The 24,470-nt window shown below is 34.3% G+C and carries 19 protein-coding genes and 2 pseudogenes; 20 read left to right on the top strand and 1 reads right to left on the bottom strand.

What is annotated here, in order from left to right:
• The first annotated feature begins 8 nt into the window (after window positions 1–8).
• From ACIQ7N_RS16075 to ACIQ7N_RS16015, 13 genes and pseudogenes are all read left to right on the top strand, one after another.
• Entirely contained in the window at window positions 9–1,010 is a 1,002-nt protein-coding gene (locus tag ACIQ7N_RS16075) for an NAD-dependent 4,6-dehydratase LegB (RefSeq protein WP_402933920.1), read from the top strand.
• On the top strand, window positions 1,007–2,167 hold the full coding sequence (locus tag ACIQ7N_RS16070; RefSeq protein ID WP_402933803.1) for a LegC family aminotransferase: 1,161 nt from the start codon (window positions 1,007–1,009) through the stop codon (window positions 2,165–2,167). The genes ACIQ7N_RS16075 and ACIQ7N_RS16070 overlap by 4 nt, the downstream gene beginning before the upstream one ends.
• Window positions 2,164–3,291, top strand: a complete 1,128-nt coding sequence (gene neuC / locus ACIQ7N_RS16065; RefSeq protein WP_402933800.1) for a UDP-N-acetylglucosamine 2-epimerase — start codon at window positions 2,164–2,166, stop codon at window positions 3,289–3,291. Before ACIQ7N_RS16070 ends, neuC begins: the two co-directional genes overlap by 4 nt.
• A complete protein-coding gene (neuB, locus tag ACIQ7N_RS16060; RefSeq protein ID WP_402884410.1) occupies window positions 3,288–4,367 on the top strand; it encodes an N-acetylneuraminate synthase in 1,080 nt (359 codons plus the stop codon). The genes neuC and neuB overlap by 4 nt, the downstream gene beginning before the upstream one ends.
• Window positions 4,360–4,983: an acetyltransferase gene (locus tag ACIQ7N_RS16055; RefSeq protein ID WP_402933797.1), complete on the top strand. Its 624-nt coding sequence runs from the start codon at window positions 4,360–4,362 to the stop codon at window positions 4,981–4,983. Before neuB ends, ACIQ7N_RS16055 begins: the two co-directional genes overlap by 8 nt.
• A gap of 4 nt (window positions 4,984–4,987) precedes the next feature.
• Entirely contained in the window at window positions 4,988–6,040 is a 1,053-nt protein-coding gene (locus ACIQ7N_RS16050) for a nucleotidyltransferase family protein (protein WP_402884407.1), read from the top strand.
• On the top strand, window positions 6,030–6,710 hold the full coding sequence (locus ACIQ7N_RS16045; RefSeq protein WP_402933794.1) for an acylneuraminate cytidylyltransferase family protein: 681 nt from the start codon (window positions 6,030–6,032) through the stop codon (window positions 6,708–6,710). Before ACIQ7N_RS16050 ends, ACIQ7N_RS16045 begins: the two co-directional genes overlap by 11 nt.
• Before the next feature lie 51 nt (window positions 6,711–6,761).
• Entirely contained in the window at window positions 6,762–7,985 is a 1,224-nt protein-coding gene (gene fliB / locus ACIQ7N_RS16040; protein WP_402884405.1) for a flagellin lysine-N-methylase, read from the top strand.
• A gap of 320 nt (window positions 7,986–8,305) precedes the next feature.
• Window positions 8,306–8,695: a flagellar protein FlaG gene (locus ACIQ7N_RS16035; protein WP_402884403.1), complete on the top strand. Its 390-nt coding sequence runs from the start codon at window positions 8,306–8,308 to the stop codon at window positions 8,693–8,695.
• A 24-nt stretch (window positions 8,696–8,719) separates the two neighbouring features.
• Window positions 8,720–11,053, top strand: a complete 2,334-nt coding sequence (gene fliD, locus ACIQ7N_RS16030; protein WP_402933791.1) for a flagellar filament capping protein FliD — start codon at window positions 8,720–8,722, stop codon at window positions 11,051–11,053.
• Window positions 11,054–11,099: 46 nt separating this feature from the next.
• Window positions 11,100–11,459, top strand: coding sequence for a flagellar protein FliT (locus ACIQ7N_RS16025; RefSeq protein WP_142509112.1), 360 nt, complete (start codon window positions 11,100–11,102; stop codon window positions 11,457–11,459).
• A gap of 233 nt (window positions 11,460–11,692) precedes the next feature.
• Window positions 11,693–12,103 carry a flagellar export chaperone FliS gene (fliS, locus tag ACIQ7N_RS16020; RefSeq protein WP_142509111.1) on the top strand — a complete coding sequence of 137 codons (411 nt, stop codon included), beginning with the start codon at window positions 11,693–11,695 and terminating at the stop codon, window positions 12,101–12,103.
• Window positions 12,104–12,330: 227 nt separating this feature from the next.
• Window positions 12,331–13,475, top strand: a pseudogene (locus ACIQ7N_RS16015) (ISL3 family transposase).
• Window positions 13,476–13,611: 136 nt separating this feature from the next.
• Here ACIQ7N_RS16015 and ACIQ7N_RS16010 read toward each other — a convergent pair.
• On the bottom strand, window positions 13,612–15,633 hold the full coding sequence (locus ACIQ7N_RS16010) for a sulfatase-like hydrolase/transferase (protein ID WP_402933788.1): 2,022 nt from the start codon (window positions 15,631–15,633) through the stop codon (window positions 13,612–13,614).
• Window positions 15,634–15,747: 114 nt separating this feature from the next.
• Here ACIQ7N_RS16010 and ACIQ7N_RS16005 point away from each other — a divergent pair, with 114 nt between their 5' ends.
• From ACIQ7N_RS16005 to secA, 7 genes and pseudogenes are all read left to right on the top strand, one after another.
• Window positions 15,748–17,322 carry a phosphotransferase gene (locus ACIQ7N_RS16005; protein WP_402933785.1) on the top strand — a complete coding sequence of 525 codons (1,575 nt, stop codon included), beginning with the start codon at window positions 15,748–15,750 and terminating at the stop codon, window positions 17,320–17,322.
• On the top strand, window positions 17,319–18,284 hold the full coding sequence (locus tag ACIQ7N_RS16000; RefSeq protein WP_402933782.1) for a DMT family transporter: 966 nt from the start codon (window positions 17,319–17,321) through the stop codon (window positions 18,282–18,284). The genes ACIQ7N_RS16005 and ACIQ7N_RS16000 overlap by 4 nt, the downstream gene beginning before the upstream one ends.
• Entirely contained in the window at window positions 18,281–18,973 is a 693-nt protein-coding gene (locus ACIQ7N_RS15995) for an NTP transferase domain-containing protein (RefSeq protein ID WP_402933779.1), read from the top strand. The genes ACIQ7N_RS16000 and ACIQ7N_RS15995 overlap by 4 nt, the downstream gene beginning before the upstream one ends.
• Before the next feature lie 547 nt (window positions 18,974–19,520).
• Window positions 19,521–19,664 (top strand): annotated as a pseudogene (locus tag ACIQ7N_RS15990) (flagellar protein FliS); the annotation flags it as partial.
• A 346-nt stretch (window positions 19,665–20,010) separates the two neighbouring features.
• Window positions 20,011–20,394 carry a PilZ domain-containing protein gene (locus tag ACIQ7N_RS15985; RefSeq protein ID WP_402933776.1) on the top strand — a complete coding sequence of 128 codons (384 nt, stop codon included), beginning with the start codon at window positions 20,011–20,013 and terminating at the stop codon, window positions 20,392–20,394.
• 164 nt (window positions 20,395–20,558) lie between these two features.
• On the top strand, window positions 20,559–21,110 hold the full coding sequence (gene hpf / locus ACIQ7N_RS15980; RefSeq protein WP_402933773.1) for a ribosome hibernation-promoting factor, HPF/YfiA family: 552 nt from the start codon (window positions 20,559–20,561) through the stop codon (window positions 21,108–21,110).
• A 511-nt stretch (window positions 21,111–21,621) separates the two neighbouring features.
• A complete protein-coding gene (secA, locus tag ACIQ7N_RS15975) occupies window positions 21,622–24,132 on the top strand; it encodes a preprotein translocase subunit SecA (RefSeq protein ID WP_248717925.1) in 2,511 nt (836 codons plus the stop codon).
• The last annotated feature ends 338 nt before the right edge of the window (window positions 24,133–24,470 follow it).

The following is a 24,470-nucleotide window of genomic DNA, read 5'->3' as shown; positions in this document are numbered from 1 at the left end:
TAAGTGTGATGCAAAAAAAGATTTTGGTAACCGGAGCAGATGGCTTCATAGGCTCACATTTAACAGAAACATTAGTACGACAAGGTTATGATGTTCGTGCATTTGTTTATTATAATTCATTTAATTCATGGGGCTGGTTAGACCAGTCTTCACCGGAAATTAAAGCATCATTGGATGTGTTTTCGGGGGATATTCGTGATCCATATGGTGTAAAAGAAGCTATGAAGGGCTGTACTCATGTCCTTAATTTAGCAGCTTTAATTGCCATTCCGTATTCCTATCATTCTCCAGCAACTTATGTAGATACGAATGTGACAGGGACATTAAATGTTGTACAAGCAGCGAAAGAGTTAGGTGTAGAAAAGGTGGTACACACTTCTACAAGTGAAGTATATGGAACAGCATTATATGTACCAATCGATGAAGAGCATCCATTACAAGGGCAATCACCTTATTCTGCATCAAAAATAGGTGCTGATCAAATGGCTTTGTCATTTTATCGCTCATTTGATACACCTGTATCTATTATTCGTCCATTTAATACATATGGACCACGACAATCTGCTCGCGCGGTTATACCGACGATTATAAGTCAGTTGGCAAGTGGCAAAACGAACATTAAGCTTGGAACTGTAAGCCCTACACGGGATTTTAACTATGTAAAAGATACAGTGAACGGTTTTATATCTGTAATGGATTCTATTAATTCAATTGGTGAAGTCATTAATATCGGGTCAAACTATGAGGTTTCGATTGGTGAAACTGCAGAAATGATTGCAGATATTATGGGTGTAGATTTAACTATCGAAACGGATGAACAACGCCTACGTCCTGAAAAAAGTGAAGTCGAACGCCTTTGGGCTGAGAACAAAAAGGCGAAGGAACTACTTGGTTGGGAGCCACTATATGGAGGCAAAGTAGGCTTCCGTCGAGGTCTTGAAGAGACAATAGAATGGTTTACAAATCCTAAGAACTTATCTCAATATAAGGCAGATGTTTATAATATATGAGTACTCAATGGTTGGAATTTGCAGATAATGTAAAACGGTTTTATGGAAAAGAGTTTGTGCCTTTACATGAGCCCACATTCAATGATAAAGAAGTTGAATATGTGACGGATTGTGTAAAATCAGGTTGGGTGTCCTCAGTGGGAGCTTATGTTAATCGTTTTGAGGAGGACTTAGCTAAATTTGTCGGTGTTAAGCGTGCAGTTGCTGTTGTAAATGGTACAGCTGCACTGCATATTGCATTAAAGGTTTCAGGCGTAAAGGCAGAAGACGAAGTTTTAATGCCTTCACTTACTTTTATTGCAACAGCCAATGCTGTGTCATATTTAGGTGCAGTTCCACACTTTATAGATGTTTCCTTTACTACTTTAGGTGTTGATGCAGATAAATTAAAAATTTACTTAGAGCAAGTTGGAAAACTACAAAATAATCAGCTTTATAATAGAGAAACAGGAAGACGTATTTCAGCACTTGTACCGATGCATACATTTGGTCATGCAGCTGACATAGAGGGTTTACTTAAAGTATGTGAGATGTATAATTTGATTCTTGTTGAAGATGCAGCTGAGTCATTAGGTACATATTATAATGGAAAACATACAGGTAACTTTGGAAAAGTAAGTGCAATGAGCTTTAACGGCAATAAAATAATGACGACTGGCGGTGGCGGCGCGATTGTGACAAATGATGATGCATTAGCTGACTATGCAAAACATTTAACAACAACTGCTAAAGTTCCGCATCGATGGAAATATGAGCACGATGAAATCGGGTTTAATTACCGAATGCCGAATTTAAACGCTGCGTTAGGCTGTGCACAATTAGAAAAGATGCCGATGTTTATCCAACAAAAGCGCGAGTTAACAAAGCTGTATGAGCAATGGTTGGTTAATATAGATGGTGTTCATTTATTTAAAGAGCCTGCAAATACTAGAAGTAATTATTGGCTACAAACTATGCTACTTGACGAGCGATTTAATCGTGATGAGGTGTTGGGCTTTTTAAATGAGCAAGGTGTAATGAGTCGCCCTATTTGGACGCCAATGCACCACTTAGCAATATATCAAAACTGTCCAAAATCAGATTTAAGTGTGACAGAACAGTTAAATAAATGTGTTGTCAATATTCCTAGCACACCAATAAGTGAGGGGTCACGATGAAACGTAAAATTTGTATTGTGACTGGTACTAGAGCAGAGTACGGTTTATTATCAAATCTTGCCAAGCAACTTCAAAAAGATAAAGAATTTGATTTACAAATGGTTGTAACGGGAATGCATTTATCTCCAGAGTTTGGAAGCACATATAAAGAAATTGAAAATGATGGTTTTTTGATTGATGAAAAAATAGAAATTCTTTTATCTGCGGATTCTTCCACTGGCATCGTGAAGTCGATAGGACTTGCCACAATTAGTTTTGCCGATGCACTTAACCGTTTACAACCAGATTTAATTATCATTTTAGGTGATCGTTTTGAAATGTTAGCAGTTGCTCAAACAGCGCTTATTATGCAAATACCTATTGCACATATACATGGGGGTGAATGTACTTTTGGTGCGTATGATGATGCTATTCGTCATACCATTACAAAAATGGCTACCTGGCATTTTACAAGTACAGAATCCCATCGTAAACGTGTTATTCAATTAGGCGAATCTCCAGAACGTGTCTATAATGTCGGTGCTCTCGGAATAGAAAATATTGCGAATATGAACCTCCTGACGCGAGATGAACTATTTCAAAAACTTGGGCTTGATGAGCAACGACCTATGTTTTTAATAACATATCATCCTGAGACGAATGGTCATATAAATGGGATACACGAATTGTTAAAGGCATTGGAGAATTACCCCAACATTAATCTGGTGTTTACAAAATCGAATGCTGATAATGGAGGAAGGATGATTAATGAATCTATTCAACAATTCATATTAAATCATAGTAACGCTAAAATATTTGATTCACTTGGTCATTTAAAGTATTTAAGTGCGGTGAAGAATGCAGACGTTGTTATTGGAAATTCTTCTAGTGGGTTAATTGAAGTTCCTTATTTAGAGACACCTACTGTTAATTGTGGAAACCGTCAGGAAGGGCGTGAGCATCCCAACTCGGTATTTAATACAAAAATGGATACTGAAAATATACGTAATACTATTGAAAAAGCAAGGAAATTTAGCGATAAGTATGAACATATATTTGGTGATGGAATAGTATCTGAAAAAATAATTACAATATTACGCAGTTTACCTTCATTTTCTATTCAAAAGGGGTTTTATGATTTATGAAGAATAAAACATATATCATCGCTGAAGCAGGTGTCAATCATAATGGTTCATTGAAAATGGCAAAAGAGCTTGTGATGGTTGCAAAAGAAGCTGGGGCTGACGCGGTAAAATTTCAAACATTTAAAGCAGAAAATCTAGTTACAAAGCAGGCACAGCAAGCAGCATATCAAGTTGAAAATTTGAAAGAAGCAACATCTCAATTTGCAATGTTAAAAAAGCTAGAATTAACTTACGAGGAATTTATTGAGTTGCAGTCATTTTGTCAAACAGAGCAAATTGAATTTCTATCGACACCTTTTGACTTTGAAAGTGTCGATTTTTTACTAGATGAAATTGAGATTGCAACGGTTAAAATTCCTTCAGGAGAATTAACGAATGCACCATTCATTCATTATATTGCAACGAAACAAAAACCAATTATCTTATCCACTGGAATGGCAACTATCGAAGAGATTCACGAGGCATTAGCATTTATAGCCTATGGTTTAGTGAAATCTAAGGAACCTGTTACGATAGAGCGAGTATATAGTTTTTATGCTACTGAAGAAGCGAAAGCAGCGTTACAAAAATTCGTAACACTTTTACATTGTACCACACAATATCCAGCGCCAATGGATTCCATTAATTTAAAAGCAATGCGTGAAATGAAAAAAGTCTTTCAGTTACCTATTGGATTATCAGATCATTCTGAAGGAATCCATATCCCGCTTGCAGCAGTAGGTATAGGTGCAACTGTAATAGAAAAGCATTTTACATTAGATAAAACGTTAGAAGGACCGGATCATGTGGCCTCATTAAATCCAGATGAACTTAAGTCAATGATAATAGGAATTAGAGAAGTAGAACAGGCATTAGGAGATGGCATAAAAAATCCAACACCTATAGAACTACAAAATCGTATTCCTGCACGGAAAAGCTTAGTTGCTAAAAATCCGATACAAGCAGGTGAAGTATTCTCTGTTAGCAATTTGACTGTAAAAAGACCTGGAGATGGTATTCAACCTTCTAAATATTGGTCTTTCATCGGTGAAATTGCTTCAAAATCATATGAAGAGGATGAGCTAATAGATGAATAAACCAATTATTATTATTGGGAATGGGGGGCATGCCTCAGTAATAACAGAAATTTTACTTGCACAGAAGCAAACGATTATCGGATTTACTGCACCGACTATAGAAGAGAATGATTTTGATTTAACTTACTTAGGACCTGATGAGGTAATAGAAGATCATAATCCAACTGACATTGAACTAGTACTTGCTATAGGGGCTGTTAAGCCGTCACCATTAAGAGAAAAAATATTTAATGCATTTACGCAAAGAAAGTATCGTTTTAAATCTGTAATCCATCCTTCAGCCATTATTGCTCCTTCCGTTCAATTAGGACAAGGAGTTCAAATAATGGCTGGTACTATTATTCAAACGAATACAACAATTGCCGATAATAGTATTATAAACACTGGTGCGTTAATTGACCATGATTGTCAAATAGGTTCCCATATACATATTGCGCCAGGCACTAAAATATCTGGCAGTGTTAATATACAAAAAGGAACACATGTCGGAACAGGTGCAACGATTATTCAAGGCATTCATATAGGATCAAATTGTTTAATTGGTGCAGGAGCAGTAGTGATTAGTAATATTGCAAATGGCATAAAAGCAGTTGGCGTACCTGCAAAGGAAGTGTAATTCTATGAAGCAATGGCAAAAAACATTAGTTAATCAAAATCATACTTTACTAGATACAATGAAAATCATTGATGATTCTTCTTTGCAATTTGCAGTAGTCGTAGATGAAGAACAACATTTACTTGGGACTGTAACAGATGGAGATATTCGTCGTGGCATTTTGCGAGGTGAGGGTCTCGATGTAACAATTACATCAATCATGAACAAAAATCCGATAAGTGCAATAAAAGGTCAAAAATACCATAAATATAAGCAATTAATGAAATCTAAAATGCTTAAGCAGTTACCTATAGTCGATGATAATAATAGAATTATTAATATACTTTTTGCGGATAATATTGAAACTTCATTAAATAAAAACACGGTTGTATTAATGCTTGGTGGATTAGGTACAAGGTTGCGACCATTAACAAACGACACACCAAAGCCAATGCTTAGAGTAGGGAATAAACCTATTTTAGAAACAATAATAGAAGGTTTTAAGCAATATGGCTATACTGACTTTATTTTTTCTGTGAATTACAAAAAAGAAGTTATTCAGGACTATTTTCAAAATGGAGAAGCTTTCGAGGTAACTATTGAATATATTGAGGAAGACAAGAAAATGGGAACTGCTGGAGCACTTTCGTTACTAAAAAATAGACCAACGAAACCATTTTTTGTGATGAACGGGGATTTGCTAACACAAATTAATTTTGACCAACTTATGCAATTCCATATGGAGCATGAGTCTGTTGCAACAATGTGTGTAAGAGAATATGAATATCAAATCCCATATGGTGTTATTGAAACTGATGGTACAGATTTGGTGACAATAAGAGAAAAGCCAATTCATCGTAGTTTTGTAAATGCGGGAATTTATGTATTAAATCCTGATGTGCTTGACCATATTCCACAGGATAAGTTTTATGATATGCCGTCTTTGTTTGAGAGTTTGATTAAAAAAAATGGTAAAACATCTGTATTTCCTATTAGAGAATATTGGTTAGATATTGGACAAATGGATGATTTTAATAGAGCGAATAATGAGTTTAAGGAGCTTTTAAATGAAGCCTAAAGTTTTAGCAATTATCCCTGCACGTGGAGGTTCAAAAGGTGTACCACGGAAAAACATCAAAGAATTGGCGGGAAAACCACTAATTGCATGGACAATTGAAGAAGCAAAAAAATCAAAATATATTGATAGAATAATTGTTTCGTCAGAGGATAAAGAAATCTTACAGGTTGCCCAAAAATTTGGTGCAGATGTTCCTTTTGTACGACCTGCAAATTTAGCAGAAGATACAACAGCTGGAATTGAGCCGGTTCTACATGCTTTAGAGCATTTTTCTGACTACGAATATGTTGTTATGTTACAGCCAACATCTCCCCTGCGCTTAGTTGAAGATATAGATGGATGTATAGAACAGCTTTTACAAGAAAATGGGGAGTTCTGCGTTAGTGTATGTGAGGTAGGGCAATCGCCTTATTGGATGTACACATTAGATAGTTCTGCTAAAATGCAACCATTGTTGAAACAACAGACGTTGATAACGAGACGTCAGGATTTGCCGAAAGTATATACGTTAAATGGGGCAATATATCTTGCGAATATTGATCTTTTAAAACAAACGAGAAACTTTATAACAGAAGAGACTATAGCATATGTTATGCCAGTCGAGAGATCGTACGATATTGATACAGAAGAAGATTTTAAGATATGTGAATACCTTTATACGAATCTCTAATAAAAACTATTTAATTTATAATAAGAGAAATTAGGATGTGTAAATATAAATATGAGACCGATTTTAATTCCAGATTACTTTGAAGAGTTTAGTTGTATTGGTGGTGCTTGTGAAGATACTTGTTGTGCTGGGTGGAATATTACGGTAGATAAAAGGACTTATCAAAACTATCGTAAAGTAAAACATCCAGAAATAAGAGAGAAGTTACAACGTTATGTGAAGCGTAACCGAAGTCAACAGGACGATTCGAGTTACGCAAAATTAATTTTAGATGAGAATAAGAATTGTCATATGATGTTAGAGGATGGGCTATGTGGTATTCATAAAGAATTGGGAGAACAGTTTTTATGTAATACTTGTGCTACTTATCCAAGACAATTTACTAAAGTAGGTTCTTTTGTTGAAAAAAGTTTAACTTTATCTTGCCCTGAGGCAGCAAGAGTTGCTCTCTTGCGTGAAGAAGGTTTAGGGTTTATTGAGACAGAGGAGCCCAAAGATACTCGTGGATTAATGAGTAATGAACTTAATTTGGAGAAGCATCCACTATTTTGGGATTTCAGAGTTTTTACTATCCAGCTGATGCAAAATCGTAAACAATCTATTGAAATCCGATTAATAATTTTAGGTCTATTTATTCAGAAAATTGAGCGATTAAAATTAAGTGACTTAGAGCAACAGCTACCTACAATTATGGAAGATTATTTAAACCGCTTAGATAACGAAGAATTCATTGAATCATTAAAAAATATTGAAGGGAACTTAAATTTTCAGTTAAATTTAGCTAGAGACTTAATACGTTATCGCATGTCTGCTGGTGGAGTGTCATCGGAAAAGTATTTAGCGATTCTACATCAATTATTAGATGGATTACTATTAGACGAAAATGACAATAAAGAAGTGCAGGACATGGATCAATCAATTGCTAAATACCAACAGAGCTATCTAGAATTGTATGAACCATTTATGAAAAAGCAAGGCTATATGCTTGAAAATTATGTTGTCAATTATATATTTAAAAACCTATTTCCATATGATTATAATACAATGTTCGAGAGTTATATGATGCTTGTTATTCATTTTACACTCATTAAATTACATATGATTGGTATGGCCTCAAAGCAGCAAAAATTAACTCAAGACATGGTAATTGAATGTATACAACAACTTGCAAAAGCAATTGAACATAATTCTTCTTATTTACAAGGCGTTCGTAAGGGTATGGAGGACTCTGGTTATACTACAATGGGACATATGTTTGTGATGATTAGTAATTAATTATAGTTAGTTGTGGCAACGTAGGATAAAACCCGGATTAGATATAAAAAAATTTTTAAAAACACTTTTATGGAAGTCCATAACGGCCTTCCTGCAAAAAAAATTAGGAATAAAATCCTCTGGAATTAAACACTGGTACACTCGTTTGTCGTAATAATGAGTTATTTATCTAATTCTCAATTTTTTATCCCAAGAACTCCATTATAAATATGAGAATTTCAGTTTTTATTGATGATTTGTGGAAAAACTGAAATTCTTTTTAATTTGTCCGATATTATTTTTAGTAACGCCTGTAAGAAATTCAAGGGGGATGTGGAAACATGCGTATATCAGAAAATACAAATATGGATGCAAAGGCGATAATCCAAACTGGTACTAAAAATAAACCAGTAGTCGAGGGAGGAACCAATCAAGGAAGTGAAGTTACTATAAAAATATCTACATCTAAAGTTGAACAAGTCCAATTACTTGAAAATGCTGAGGAAACTAAAGCTAAAGTTCAACAAGCTGTAAATACAATGAACCAAATGTTAGAAGTTACACACAGCGCAGCGAAGTTTGTATATCATGAAGGGTTAGAACGATATTATGTGACGGTGGTTGACCAAAATACCGAGGAGGTAGTAAAAGAAATACCTCCCAAAAAGCTATTGGACGCATTTTATGAAATGCAGAAAATGCTTGGTGTGATTGTAGACAAGAAAATATAAAACATTAATGAGGAGGAAAAGAGTATGGTAACAAGAATTGGCGGTTTAGCGTCTGGTATGGATATTGATTCACTTGTAGAGAAATTAATGAAGGCAGAACGTATGCCTTTGAATAAAACGTTTCAACAAAAACAATTATTAGAATGGAAACGTGATGCATATCGTAATGTTAATGCAAAGTTAAAAACATTCGATACTTTCTTATTAGATAAAATGATTCTTTCAGGAAAAATGAATCAAAAAACTGCAACGTCATCAAATGAAAATTTAGTATCAGTAAAGGCTACTTCAGGAGCAACTGGTAATATTACAATTGGTGGTGTATCACAATTAGCTTCAGCAGCTCAAGCTGTAGGTAATCAAACTGAATATACCGGTGACTCAAAGTTAAGTGAGCTAAATTTGAATGTAAATTCTATTTCTATCCAATCAATTGGTAAGGATGGTAGATTAACAACAGAGGCAACAAAAGTTAATTTTACTAACGATATGACAATTAATGATTTAGTAAAGACAATTAACGGTACTGGTGCGGGTGTTACTGCTTTATTTGAAGGTGGAAAATTGTCCCTAACTGCTAAAAATACAGGTAGTGAAAAAGGTGGACAAGGTGAAATTATTGTTACAGGTGGATTGGAAGTATTTAACAAATTAGGGTTCGCATCAACTGATGGTAAATTAGCTAGCAATGGTAAAAATGCTATGTTTGAAGTGAATGGTATTCAAACAGAACGTTCATCTAATACTTTCACAATTTCAGGTTATGAAATGACATTAAAACAGACTTTTAATGCTGGTGACGTTGCTTTAAAGCAATATGAGGCTGCAAAATTAGAGCTTAAAAATGCACAAGATGCTATGGTAGGACCAAATGGGCTTACTCAAAAGTACATTGATGGTGCGAATCGTTACTTTGGGACATCTTTTTCTACGATAGATGAATTGAAAAATGCTACATTACCTCCTAGCGCATTTAAGACAGATTTTGATACTGCATACAATGGTAAATTTGCTTCAACTTTAACTGAGCAGGAGCAATCGGTTTATAAAGATTTTGCTGATAAAAATCGTATTGCGAATTTAAGTGATGATGATATTGATACTATTAAAAATAATGATTTTGATACATTAAGAGCGATGAGCCAGTTCAGCGTTTATAGTGATGCAGATTTAAATAGAATGAAAGATAATGCAGATAGCCTTGAGAATTTCCGTAACCAGGCGAATAATGAAGCAGATGAAAGACTTTATAAGGGAACTAATAAAAATTTACTTACAAATGATGAGGCAATTACGTTTTTAAATAGCATGAACGGTAAGACAACAGAAGAAATTAAAACTGCTATAAATAATCTTGCTGATGGCTCTTTAAAAACAATGCTGAAAGATACAGATGTAGAACAATTGCAGTTCCTTTCGCAGGATTCAACTAGACTAACTGAATTTAAGGATATTGCGGCAAAGCAAGTTACTTATGAAAAAGAAAAAGCGAGTTATGATAGTGTAAAAAGCAACTATGAAGCTGGCTTGCAACGTGAAAAAGATGCGGAACAAGCTTATGCTAATGCTGAAGAAGTAAAGAACAATACTCCAACAGGTGGTACGACAGCAGCCCCTGTCACAATGCAAGCTACTTCTGATACAAAGGCTGCGAAGGAACAAATCACGGAGTTTGTTGAAAAATATAACGAAATGATTGATGAGTTTAATAAACAGCTAAAAGAAAGTAAATATCGTGATTATGCACCACTAACAGCTGAGCAACGTAAAGATATGAGTGAAAATGAGCAAAAGCTTTGGGATGAAAAAGCGAAGAGTGGTTTATTGCGAAGTGATTCAATTATTCGAGATGGTATGGCAAAAATGCGCGAGACATTTATGGGTAGCGTTGCAGGCCTTGGCGATAAATTCATGGATTCATTAGCTGAAATTGGGATTACTACTTCAAAAGATATGAAAAATAGTGGTAAGCTTGTTATTAATGAAGGAAAACTAGATGCTGCATTAGAAAAAGATCCAGATCAAGTGTTTAAAATGTTCTCACAAACGGGTGATGTCACTGTAAAAGAACAAATAGTGAATGGAAAAACAGTAAAAGTTACAGAAGATAGTCGTGGGATTGCATGGCGTTTACGCGATGAGATGAAAAAAATGACAACCCAAATTGAGAAACAAGCAGGAAGAGATGGAGCTGTTAACAATACATTTAGTTTGGGTAGGGCAATTAACGAATCAGATACGCGTATGACGAAATTACAAGCTAAACTAAGAGATGTCGAAGCTCGTTATTGGAAACAATTTGCAGCTATGGAGCAAGCAATCAATAAAGCAAACAAGCAATCAAGTTTGTTCTCATAAGGTTAAGGTTTTGGCTTGTTTCTAATTAGCAAAGTAGGAGAACATTATGCAATTAATAGATCAACTATTACAGGTATCAGCTAATTTATTTAAGCTATTGGGAGACAGCCCAAATGGTGAAGAGCGTGATGAATACATTGACAACATCAATAGCATGTTGGACAAACGTGGAACGATTATTGAAGCTTTGATTCAGGAAGGATTTCATTTCGATGAACAAAATCGCATACACGGTACGTTACTTGAATTAGATAACGGTATAAAAGAACGATTGGTTGCTGTCATGAACGCTGTAAAGCAGGATATGGCAAACTTACAAAAAACGAAAAAAAGTGAACAGCAATACTTCAATCCCTACTCGAATGTTCGTGTAATGGATGGGATGTATTATGACAAAAAGAATTAACATTATATCTCTATTTAGCGTGGCGGACGCCGCCGACTAATGAAAGATAAAGCCCCGGCGGATATCATGGATTTTAAAAGAAGTGAATTGTGATAACACAATTCAAAATCCAGACGCATTGTTTATCTGTGTGACAGCAACAATACCGCAGAGGCGTATTTGAGTTATTAGCTTTTCTTCATAAAATGGTTTAAACTAGTAGAAAAGTAACATTTCAAAGGAGTTGTCCTTTATTGGCAGCAAATTTAACAGCACAAAATGCATACAAACAAAATAGTGTTACAACTGCTTCTCCTGGCGAGCTGACGTTAATGCTTTATAATGGTTGTTTAAAGTTCCTACATAAAGCAAAACATGCGATTCAAGAAAAAAATGTCCAGGAAAAAAATACGAATCTTATAAAAGCACAAGCGATTATTAGTGAGCTTATGGTGACATTAAATATGGACATCGAAATATCAAAAAATATGCTTGCTCTCTATGAATATATGAATCGTCGTTTAGTTGAGGCAAATATTCAAAGTGATGTCGCTATTATTGAAGAAGTTGAGGGATTAGTGACGGAATTCCGTGATACATGGAAGGAAGTTATTCGCATCAATCGACAGCAGCAATTCGGTCAGGGAAACACTGGACAAATTTAGACAATAAAAGAGGCCATCGATTTGGTGCTGCACCCCGAAAGTTAGAGTAATAAATCTAACTTTTGGGGTTTTTTTGTATGGCGAAATATAGCCAAGGTTTTAAATTAGGTTCTATAATATTTGTTGGGGTATTCACACAATTACACGCATAAAAAAAGCACAGATTCACTGATTTATATATACTTGAATTGTCTAGAAACAAGTAAATAGAAAGGTGAACTGTGCAAATGAATTTTAACATGAATATCCCAGGATTAAAAGATGTAGAGATTACAAAAGTAGAAGAAGTAGGCGAACGAATCGCATTGTATGTACAATTGCCTAAATGTACCCATCAATGTCCAGTTTGTAAAAAACAAACATCGAAGGTTCATGATTACCGTATACAAAAGATCAATCATTTAAAATGGTTTGAACGTCTAACTATTCTTTTCTATAAACATCGTCGTTAAGCTTGTGATTGTGGAAAGCGTTTTTCTGAAAAATCCCCCTTCGTGGATAAATATCAACGTTACTCAAAGGAATGGAATCAAGTAGTGAGTATACGTGCTATTAAAGCTAAAACATTTAAAGAAGCTGCAGAAGTACTAGGTACATCAACCACGACGATTATTCGCCGTTTTAAAAAGGCAGCGAATAAACAATTAGTAGAGGATGTACGTTTACCAAAAGCGATCGCGATTAATGAGTATAAAGGAGATTCAGATATAGGCACGATCAACTATATTGCGAATGCGGAGACGCGCGAACCGATTGATATTTTACCGAATTGTAAAAAAGAAACAATAAAAAATTACTTAAGTCAATATGGAACAGATGTTGAGATAGTGGTCATGGATATGAATCCAAGTTTTAAAGCAGCTGTTCGTCAATCACTAGGTCGACCAGTTATTGTGGCAGACCGCCTTCATTTTAGTTGTTATATCTATTGGGCAATGGATGAAGTGTGCCGACAAGTACAAAAAGAATGGGACAAATACAATCGCACAAAGTGTAAACGTATGCGTCATGTATTTTATAAACGTGCATCTAAATTATCATCGAAACAACAGTGGTACTACAGCGCTATACAGAAATGTCTAAAACATTAAAAGTAGCTCATGAATTAAAGAAAGCCTATTGTGAATGGTTTGATTGGGCAAAGACAAAGAATGATGTTGTAAACTCTTAAAAGCAATTCAAACATTGAAAACTGGCAAGTAGAAGTTTTAAATAGCTTTAGTTTTGGTTATTCCAACAGCTTCTTAGAAGGCATTAATAATAAAACAAAAGTGATGAAACGGAATGCATATGGCTTCCAACGCTTCGATCACTTTCGAGTAAAATCTTATTAAATTTAAAGTATAAAGAAATCGGAGTTCATTTGGGCTAACGTGCTGAAAGATTAGGGTACCCCAACATTTAACTAGGTAGAAGAATTATGATTAGTAATAGTAATCAATTATGTTATTTCATGTGATAAAAATTTTAAGTTTCTAGTTTCATTTTATTGAAGTTTATGCTATTTGCTATTTCTGAAGAATTGCTCTCTTCTCTAAAATCCAATTAGTATAGTAGTCTATTATTTTTTCTATATCAGTATCTTTTAAATTATCATTTAATTTAATTAAATCTGTCTTAAAGTGTTCTAAATCGACTCTTCCATAATTATCAACACTATCCTCTGTTTCAAAATAAAATTGAAAATCCCTCGTATAAATTACAGCTTTATAAGTTTGATTCGGATGATAAGATTCTGTCATGACTTCTTTACGTTGTTTGCCACCGAAATCCTCTAATGTTTTACCATGCAATTTTTCTTTATCATATTCGATATTTAATATATCTAATATTGTAGGGTAGATATCAAGATTGCTCATTAATTTATCACTAGTTCCTTGCATTCCCCCTCCTAACAACATAAATGGTACTTTAGTTCTCCCATAGTTTAGGAAATGCTTAGGTTCTTGCTCAATATATCCTTGCCCATGATCAGAGTGAATAATTAGAAGAACGTCATCTTCATCATAATTATGTTTGATATAATTGAAAAGAACTGATAAATGTAAATCGATTCTTTTCAACTCTTCTCCATAACGGAGAATTTTATTTTTTTCATAATCTGTAAGTACGGAGGTATCTCCCTTCTTAGAAAATAATCGATTTAGTACATTAGTATTTACTTGACTATTAATGGATAAAAAGATTTCATCTGCGACATCATGTAAATCAGGTAGAACTAACCAAATATAGTTATTTTTTTCTTTGAATGTTTCTAAATGATCGATAACCTCTTCCATTATTTCTCCTGCACCAAAACCACCCATAGAGTTTTTAAATACAATTCGATCAAAACTCTTTCCATAGCCGTGGGGTGGTGTGCCGCGCCAATCACCAGTAAAGGAAGCAGTAAAATATCCTGATTTACGAATCTTTTCAATTAGTGATTCTTGCTTCTCTGAAAAATCATGTCCAAATGTTGAGTGGTATTGGCCATGTGCAATAGTATCCATTGCGGTAACTAGCCCTGCGTTACTTGGAAAAGTCCAATCAGCAGAAGCATAGCAATTTGTATTTTCGTATTTACCATTAAAAGTATTTAAAATATTTGGAATCAATAATTCTCTATCGTTTTCTTCTAAGTACTTACCAGATAAACCATCGATAAAAACATGAGCTACTAATCTATATTTTTTTGGCTCATCATTCAATGCAATCGGATTACCAATAAATATAGGTTTATTAGCAGTTATTTCAATTTCTCCTGGATCAAATGTCAAGTAGTTATATTGATTAAACTTTAAAAGAGAATTAGTAAAATCATATGTAGTATTATTTATTTTAATTGTTAACTCAGTATCTTTTTCTAAAAATGAAAAAGGTAAAGTTGTTTTCTTAATAAAAGCAAATTGATAACGTTTTGCTTCATGTCCTTGAAAATATTCTGTCTTTGTAAAAAATCTGTGTAAATCATCAATATTTTCAATAAATAATGTTTTGTATAAATTCGTCATGTTTTCATTTTCAGTACCACGATTTTGAACCTGACGAATTATGCTTTCTCCAAATTTATTTAAAGGATAGACCCGTTCATCAATTTCTTTAGAAAGTTGGTCAACTTTATTTAGGTACTTTTGTAATTGTTCTGATGAATAAATTTGTTGTTTTTTTAATGTATATACCATTTCATTGAGATTATTTCGTACAGCTTCGATCTCTTCTTTATTCTCTGATAATCTTAAACATCTTCCAAAATGATAAAAGCTATTATCGTATTTTTGTAAAGTGAAATGAATTAAAGCCGCATTAAAATGCAGTGAATAGGAATATGAAAATTGCTGTAATCCTTCTTTGACTTTCAAAGCAGCTTCTTCAATGTCCCCAGATTCGAAAAATAATGTTGTGCTAACGATGTAATAAGTCTCTGTTTTTGCAATTTTTGACAAATCATCTAAAGCAGTTTTTACTTCTGCTCTTTCTTCTTTCCTCATACTATCTTCAATTCGATTGTGCAAATTTTTTACAATCTCAATTACTTTTTTACTTGACAAAACTTTTTCCTCCTACTATAAACTCATGTATTTAAAGTTTTTATATAGTATAATCTTTATAATACATAAACACATTTTACCAAGTTTTGATATTGAATGAAAGGTTTCAAAGAAATGATGCATAATATAAATACTGCTGTTATTTTAGCTTCAGGATATTCCAATGCTTTCGACATACCATCTTGCTTATTAAAAGTTGACCACCAAACTATGATAAAAAGAACAATTGATATGTTGAAAAATAGAAATATTTATGAGGTTTATATTATCGTGGGTTATAAAAAGAACTTAATTATAGAAGAGTTAGAAAATGAAAATGTAAATTTTATAATCAATTCCATATATACATCCAATGGCACGATGAAATCATTAAGTCTACTGAAAAAATATCTAAATAAAGATTTTATTCTAATAGAAGGTAATTTATTTTTTGATGAAAATATTCTTACAACACTGCTAGATTCGCCTAATTCAAATTGTATTACTTATACTGCTTTAAATGGATCTATGGAGAAAACTTTTATTGAATGTACTGAAAAGAATCATTTAATTTTCATGTCAACTTCTAGTGTGGCGGTTGGAATTTCTAAAATATCTATTAAATTGTTCAGAGAAATGTTGGTATTATATGAATCCGCTACTTACAATTGGTTGAACTATAAATATTTCATTTTAAAGTGTAGTAAAAATTTGCCCATATCCTGTATTAATATAGATAATAAAAAATGGCTTAATATAAATTCTAATGAACAATATAATAAAGCAGTCTATCGAAAAGTCAGTGGAAAAACAATTCAGTTTATTACAAATTATTTACATCAAGCTATTGGAACTCAACCTAAAGAAATTAGGAAAATTGAATTCTCTGGAGGTATGACCAATAAAAATTATAAAATTACTTTAACAGATGGAAATGAATTGCAAATTAGAATACCTGGGGCTGGAACAAATAGTCTAGTAAACCGACATAATGAAATTATCAACTCAAAGGCGATAGAAGCTCTAGAAATTAATGTACCCACTTTTTACTTTAATGCTCATGATGGTGTCAAAATTGCGAAATATGTAGAAGATGCACAGACTTTGTCGAAACGAACAGTTGTAACAACAAATAATATGGAGAATATAGCCATTATTCTAAAGAAATTACACTCTTCTAATGTTAAAATGAATAATGCTTTTTCATTTAAAAGTATAATCCAAGATTATGAATCTGTTATTATCACTAAAACAAATAAATATTACATAGATAAAAAATACCCTGATTTTCCTGAGATAAAAGAAAAAATAGAATATTTAAATGATAAAATTCAGCAACTAAAATCCTTTTCCGTATGTCCTTGCCACAATGATCTAGTTCCAGAAAATTTCATCAAATCGAGAGGTGGGGAAATTTTCTTAATTGACTGGGAATATTCTGGATATAATAATCCTTTTTGGGATTTAGCTGCCTTTATTTTAGAAAGTGAACTGACGATAGATGACGAACAGCAATTTTTAAAATTCTATTTTCAGCGTCCTCTTTTAGAAGAGGAGTATTTTCAGTTGAATTTTTATAAATCAGTACAGGATATCCTTTGGAGCCTCTGGACAATTATAAAAGAGTTACATGGTGACTCTTTTGGAAATTATGGTTACAAAAGATATGAAAGGGGATCCAATCTATTAAAGGGGTTGGATTACTGTTGAAAATTACACAATACGAGATAAGGGGACAATGGATCGGTCTTTTGGGTGGAATTCTATGGGGTGTCAATACAATAATCATAGGAATTATTCTATCTTGCTCGATTTTTGAAAATTATCTTTTTGTAGCCCCTTTAATCTCAACCTTTTTACATGATACTTTTTCGAGTGTATGGATGTTATGTCATACTTTACTTTTTAAACGAACACAACAGCTCAAACAATCATTAAAAAGTAGGGATGGTAAAGTAGTAATGATTGCTGCACTTTTAGGGGGCCCAATAGGAATGTCTGGATTTATATTGTCCATTTATTTTATTGGTCCTTCCTATACGGCCATTATATCTTCGATGTATCCTGCAGTAGGATCTTTTTTAAGCTTTTTATTTTTAAAAGAAAAAGTGACTAAGAAAAATATTATAGGACTTTCTCTTGCCATGATAGCAACAATTTTTTTAGGGTTAACTTCACAAGAAGAACCGCAAAATTTAATTTTAGGATTATCTTGCGCTTTGTTATGCGTTTTAGGATGGGGATCTGAATCTGTTATCTCCGCATATGGTATGAAAAATGAAGTGCTACCCTCTATTGCTTTACAGATCAGACAAACAGTTTCTGCAATAGTTTATGGTGTATTAATAGTACCGATTATTGGGGGAATTCCTTTAGTAAAATTAGTATTACAAGATTTTACAATAATTTTATTTGCATTAACTGCATTAACAGGCACAGCTTCATATTTATTTTACTATACGTCAATCAATCGCGTTGGTCCTATTAAAGCTATGGGATTAAATATTAGTTACTCTGCGTGGGCTGTTTTATTCGGCCTATTACTAGGATTTGAAGCAGGAGTAAAAGAATTTTTATTAGCCTTGCTTATTATTACAGGATCTATCTTGACAACAAATAATCCAAAAGAATTTTTTACAATTCTATCTTTCAAAAGAGGTGTGAAACTATGAACGCAATTATACTTGCAGCGGGACTCGGATCTCGTTTCGAAGAATGGACAAAAACAAAACATAAAGCACTTTTGCCAATAAATAAAGTACCTAACTTAGAAAGAACTATTCAATTTTTAATTGAAGCAAAAATCAATGAGATTTACATTGTTACTGGACATTTAGCTAATCAATTTGAATATCTGACAAAAAAATTTCCAGGAGTAAAATTAATCTTCAATAATATGTATAAAGAATACAATAGTATTTACAGCTTCAAATTAGCACTACCTTTTTTTGAGGATTCATTTATCATCGATGCAGATACAGTCTTTCTTGAAAATATTTTTTTAAACCTTAAACCTATACAAAGTACATATTTTACAATTATTCGAATCGATCAAGAAAATGAATGGTGTCCAATATTAGACAACAATCAAAAAGTAATAGATATAAAAATCACTGACGAACAACTCCCATCTTTATCAGGAGTTTCCTTTTGGGAAATGCAAGACTGTAAAATAATAAAACAAAACTTTTCAAATTACTTGCAATCCAAAAATCTTAAAAAACCTTCCTTATACTGGGATAACATACCTTTGGATTTAATTGAAACTTTAAATATCACTATTTTTCAATTAAAACAAAATACTTTATATGAGATGGACAATCAAAAAGACTATTTAAAAATTATCAAGTCAATTTCATAATAACTCTATTTTCGGAGTAAGATAAAAGGTTCTAAAACTTGTTATTGAACTGCTCTAAAAATGTGATAAATATAAACACCTTTCGTTGAAAAATGGGTAGTACCTTATCAAATCAACGTGGAGGTGTTTTTCTATGGGGACAAGAGTGAGTTTTATCCAGTAGAAGTGAAAATGAAAGTAATTTAAATAGAGATTAGCGGGGAATTCCTACAAAACAAGTTTTACAAGAATCGGTTATTCGTAATTATTTTCAGCTGAAAATATGGGTGAAATGGTACAGGCGAATTACATCACCTTAAACGGCCTGTAGGAAAACAATATACCTATGACAAAGGAGGAGAAAGTTTTGCTAAGTTACAAACTGGAGAATCGTTATTTAAAGCAGCAAATTGAAGGTTTATAAAAGTAAGAAGTGTTGAAGAAAAAAGTAGTCCCAAAAATTCAAGTACAGCTAGTTAAGGAGATAAAAGAAATCATGCCGATTAATGAAAACCGCAGTGATTTAGGCGTGAAGCCAATAGAAAAAAGCTGAATATATGAATCGTATCTAGTTGAAGCAAACATTAAAAATGAAATTGTTATAATTGAAGAAGTTGAGGGATTAGTGACGGAATTCCGTGATACATGGAAGGAAGTTATTCGCATCAATCGACAGCAACAATTCGGTCAGGGAAACACTGGACAAATTTAGACAACATAGAGACCATCGATTCAAGATGGTCTCTTTTCTTTGCAAGAAATACGAGACACGGCATTTTATATCATACAAAAGGGAAACATTTAACTCATTTCAGCGGGTGTACAAACATCCGCTGAAATGAGTTAAAGCCTCCGGCGGATACCACGGAAATCGGAATGGAGTTCTTTGTGCAAGCACAAAGCCGATTCCGGACGCAATTATGCCGAGGCATAATTGATTTGTTCATAAAATAGGTCTTTATCCTGTATAATATGTTACTTATTCCCTCTAGATGTAAAACATGCATCGTGTCATAATCAAGCTAAATAGATGTTTCGAATAGTATTGGGGTGGGTATATGATATTTAAGCGCCAAGAAGGCTTTCGATTTAAGTTCGATGAGCCTGTTAAAATGACTTTTGCGATATATGAGGATGGAAGAGTGAATCAAGCGCAAACGGCAATGGCTGATTTGCTTGATATTAGTCCACGAGGTTTAAAGATGTTTACTGAAGTGGATTTAGGTGTTAATCCTCCTCCTTTAGATTTACGCTTTGTTCTTGATACTAGAGAGGTACGAGCTTATGGTGAAATAATTTGGAGCCGTCCTTTTGGCAAGGGCAAACAATATGGCGTTAATTTTAATAATCAAGAATCGGTGGAGGATTTGATTGTCGAAGAGTTGAAACTACGCCGAAGAAGAGAAGCTGATGAGGCAAAACTAAATAGCATTCATTTATAAAGTGAAACATTCATCAGCGGAGGACTTTGTTTATTTTGCTGTCGCAGATGCTACACATTATTATTGTAGTAAAAATTTTTTTGAAAAAAAGATAATTATTTTAGAGGAATTTCGTACACTTGTGTAGAAGTATAAAGTATAGCAGTTATAAAGGAGGAGTTTACATGTTAAACTTTAACATTCGCGGTGAAAATATTGAGGTAACTCCAGCTATTCGAGAGTATGTTGAGCACAAAGTCGAGAAAGTTGAACGTTATTTTAACGAAGATGTTAACGCCAACGCTAACGTAAATTTAAAGGTTTATAATGACAAGCAAACGAAAGTGGAAGTTACAATTCCAATGAAGAACTTAACTCTTCGTGCGGAAGAGCGTCATAATGATATGTATGCGGCAATTGACTTAATCGTTGATAAATTAGAACGTCAAATCCGTAAGCATAAAACAAAAGTAAACCGTAAATTCCGTGAGCGTGAAGGTACAGGCCTTTATTTTGCTACTTCTCAAGCAGCAGCAGATGCATCAGCAGAGGAAGACGAATACTCTATTGTTCGCACAAAGCAATTTGATCTAAAACCGATGGATCAAGAAGAAGCTGTCTTACAAATGAATATGCTAGGGCATGATTTCTATATCTTTACAGATGCAGAATCAAACGGCACAAATATTGTCTACAAACGCAAAGACGGTAAATATGGCTTAATTGAAACAACTTAAACTTTAATATGCACAAGGGCTCTCGCGAAAAGCGGGAGCCTTTTTATTTTCCCCTCGATAGTAGTAGGATGAATGCAAATATATATAAGATAAGCCTCTAGCAGATATCACGGATTTTGAAAGGAGTCACCATAAGGATGTTAGCCTAACAGCGTCGCTTCCTGCGACAACGGCTAAAGGACCTGCGTCGGTGTTGCTGCCGCCACGCTTTCGCGCAAAAAGCATCAGCCGCTGCCGCTACGCTTTCGCGCAAAAAGCATCTGTCGCTACCGCTACGCTTTCGCGCAAAAAGCATCTGTCGCTGCCGCTACGCTTTCGTGCAAAAAGCATCTGCCTGGCCGAAACACACAATTCAAAATCCGGACGGCATTATTTATTCGTAGTACAGCAACAACAATTATGCCAAGCCGTAATTGATATGATTTCCTTTCATGCTAGGGACTCTGTTTGCATGAATCTGTTATACAATGGTAAAATGGAAGCTGAGACTATATAGGAAGTGAAAAAATTCATGGTAAACCTATTAAATAAATTATTTGATTTCAATAAACGTGAAGTAAAAAAATTAGAAAAAATCGCTGACCAGGTTGAGGGATTCGCTTCTCAAATGGAACAGCTTTCAGATGATCAATTACAAGCGAAAACAGAAGAGTTTAAAAAACGCTATGCGGACGGAGAGAGTTTAGAGTCGATTCGTGCGGAAGCTTTTGCCGTTTGCCGAGAAGGGTCAAAGCGTGTGTTAGAGATGTACCCATTCCGTGTGCAAATTATGGGTGCTGCGGCATTAGATGAAGGTAATATTGCGGAAATGAAAACCGGTGAAGGTAAAACGTTAACGGCTACAATGGCTGTTTACTTAAATGCCATTACTGGTAAAGGCGTACATGTTGTGACAGTCAACGAATATTTAGCGAGTCGTGATGCTGAAGAAATGGGGCATTTGTATAATTTCTTAGGTTTAACGGTTGGTTTAAACTTGAACAGCCTATCAAAAGAAGAAAAACGTGCAGCCTATGAAGCGGATATTACGTATAGTACAAACAATGAGCTAGGCTTTGACTATTTACGTGATAATATGGTGCTTTATAAAGAAGAACGTGTACAACGTCCGCTGCATTTTGCAGTAATCGATGAGGTTGACTCGATTTTAATTGATGAAGCGCGTACGCCATTAATTATTTCGGGTCAGGCTGGGAAATCAGCGCAGCTATATAAACAGTCGAATGCGTTTGTTCGTATGTTAAGTGCAGAAACAGATTACACATATGAAGAGTCGACAAAAGGTGTTACGTTAACAGATGCTGGTGTTGAAAAAGCAGAGAAAGCATTTGGTATTGATAACCTATTTGATTTAACGCATGTGCGTTTAAACCATGCGATTAACCAATCGCTAAAGGCTCATGTCAGTATGCATAATGATGTTGATTATGTTGTACAAGAGGGCGAAATCGTTATTGTTGACAGTTTTACAGGTCGTTTAATGAAAGGTCGCCGTTACTCAGATGGACTACATCAGGCAATCGAGGCCAAAGAGGGTGTAGAGATTCAAAATGAATCGATGACGATGGCAACAATTACGTTCCAAAACTACTTCCGTATGTATCAAAAGCTTTCGGGTATGACAGGTACTGCGAAAACAGAGGAAGAGGAATTCCGTAATATTTATAATATGAATGTTGTCGCGATTCCTACGAATAAGCCGATTGCTCGTGATGACCGTCCGGACTTAATTTTTGCTTCGATGGAAGGGAAATATAAAGCGGTGGCGGCAGATATTGCAGAGCGCCATAAAGCGGGACAACCAGTTCTTGTTGGTACTGTCGCAATTGAAACGTCTGAAATAATTTCGAATTTATTGGATAAACATAAAATTCCACATAATGTCTTAAACGCGAAAAACCATGAGCGTGAGGCTGAAATTATTGCGAATGCAGGTACAAAAGGTGCAGTAACAATTGCAACAAACATGGCTGGCCGTGGTACAGACATTAAGCCTGGGGAAGGTGTAATGGAGCTCGGTGGTTTAGCGGTAATTGGTACGGAGCGTCATGAATCACGTCGTATCGATAATCAGCTGCGTGGTCGTTCTGGCCGTCAAGGGAACCCAGGGATTACTCAATTCTATCTATCATTAGAAGATGAATTAATGCGTCGTTTTGGTTCTGATAATATGAAGAACATGATGATGAAATTAGGAATGGATGATTCACAGCCATTACAATCTAAAGTTGTTTCGAGAGCAGTAGAATCAGCTCAAAAACGTGTTGAAGGTAATAACTTCGATGCTCGTAAACGCTTATTACAATATGATGATGTGTTACGTCAGCAACGTGAGATTATTTATAAAGAGCGTTATGACGTATTAGAAACAGAAAATATGCGTGTGCTTGTTGAGTCGATGATTCAAGAAACAATTGATAACATTGTTGCAGTGTATACGCAAGGCGAGGAGAAGGATTGGAACTTAAAAGCGATTGATGACTTTGTCGCTGCAAACCTATTAGATGAAGGCGATCTAAAGGTGGAAGATTTCCAAGGTAAATCCGCAGAAGAGATTAACCAGCTAATTTCAAACGCTGTTCAAACGCGTTATAATGAAAAAGAAGAACAGCTTACACCAGAACGTATGCGTGAATTTGAAAAGGTAATCTTACTTCGCTCAATTGATACAAAGTGGATTGATCATATTGATGCGATGGATCAACTACGTCAAGGTATCCATCTTCGTGCATATGGTCAAAATGATCCACTTCGTGAGTATCAACAAGAGGGCTTTGCTATGTTTGAGGATATGGTCGCTTCCATTCGTGAAGATGTAGCAAAATATGCGATGAAGGCAGAAATCCATAATAATTTAGAGCGTGAAGAAGTTGCAAAAGGTCAAGCTGTTAATCCGAAAGAGGATGGCGGCTCAGCTCCGAAAAAGCAACCTGTCCGTAAAGCTGAAAATGTCGGACGTAATGATTTATGTCCATGCGGAAGCGGTAAGAAATTTAAAAACTGCCATGGTGCAGCTCAATAATATTCGAAAAAGATCATTTTAACTGTATGTTAAAATGGTCTTTTTTTCGATGTTTTAGGATCTTTTCACGGATCCGCCTGCTGCTAGACTATAGCGAATGTGCGAACAATCGAAAGTTAGTAGTTTTCTAATATTAGAAAATTCTAAAAAGAGGTATATGATACTACAACAATAGGTAAATAGTTCAATGGAAAGGGTAATGTTTATAACTTTCTTGTGATTTATTATAAATATGTGAATAGTTTAAAAGTTTTGGGTATTTGAGTCTATTTTTAAATAAAGGGGGGATTTATGGATATAGATTATAATCCTCGAGGAAATACATTGGCGTTTACCAA

It is taken from the genome of Lysinibacillus sp. NPDC095746 (assembly GCF_044763535.1).
In the GTDB taxonomy this organism is placed as follows: Bacteria; Bacillota; Bacilli; order Bacillales_A; family Planococcaceae; genus Lysinibacillus.
Note: the sequence above shows the minus strand (reverse complement) of the source record. Positions and strands in the feature narration are given on the sequence as shown.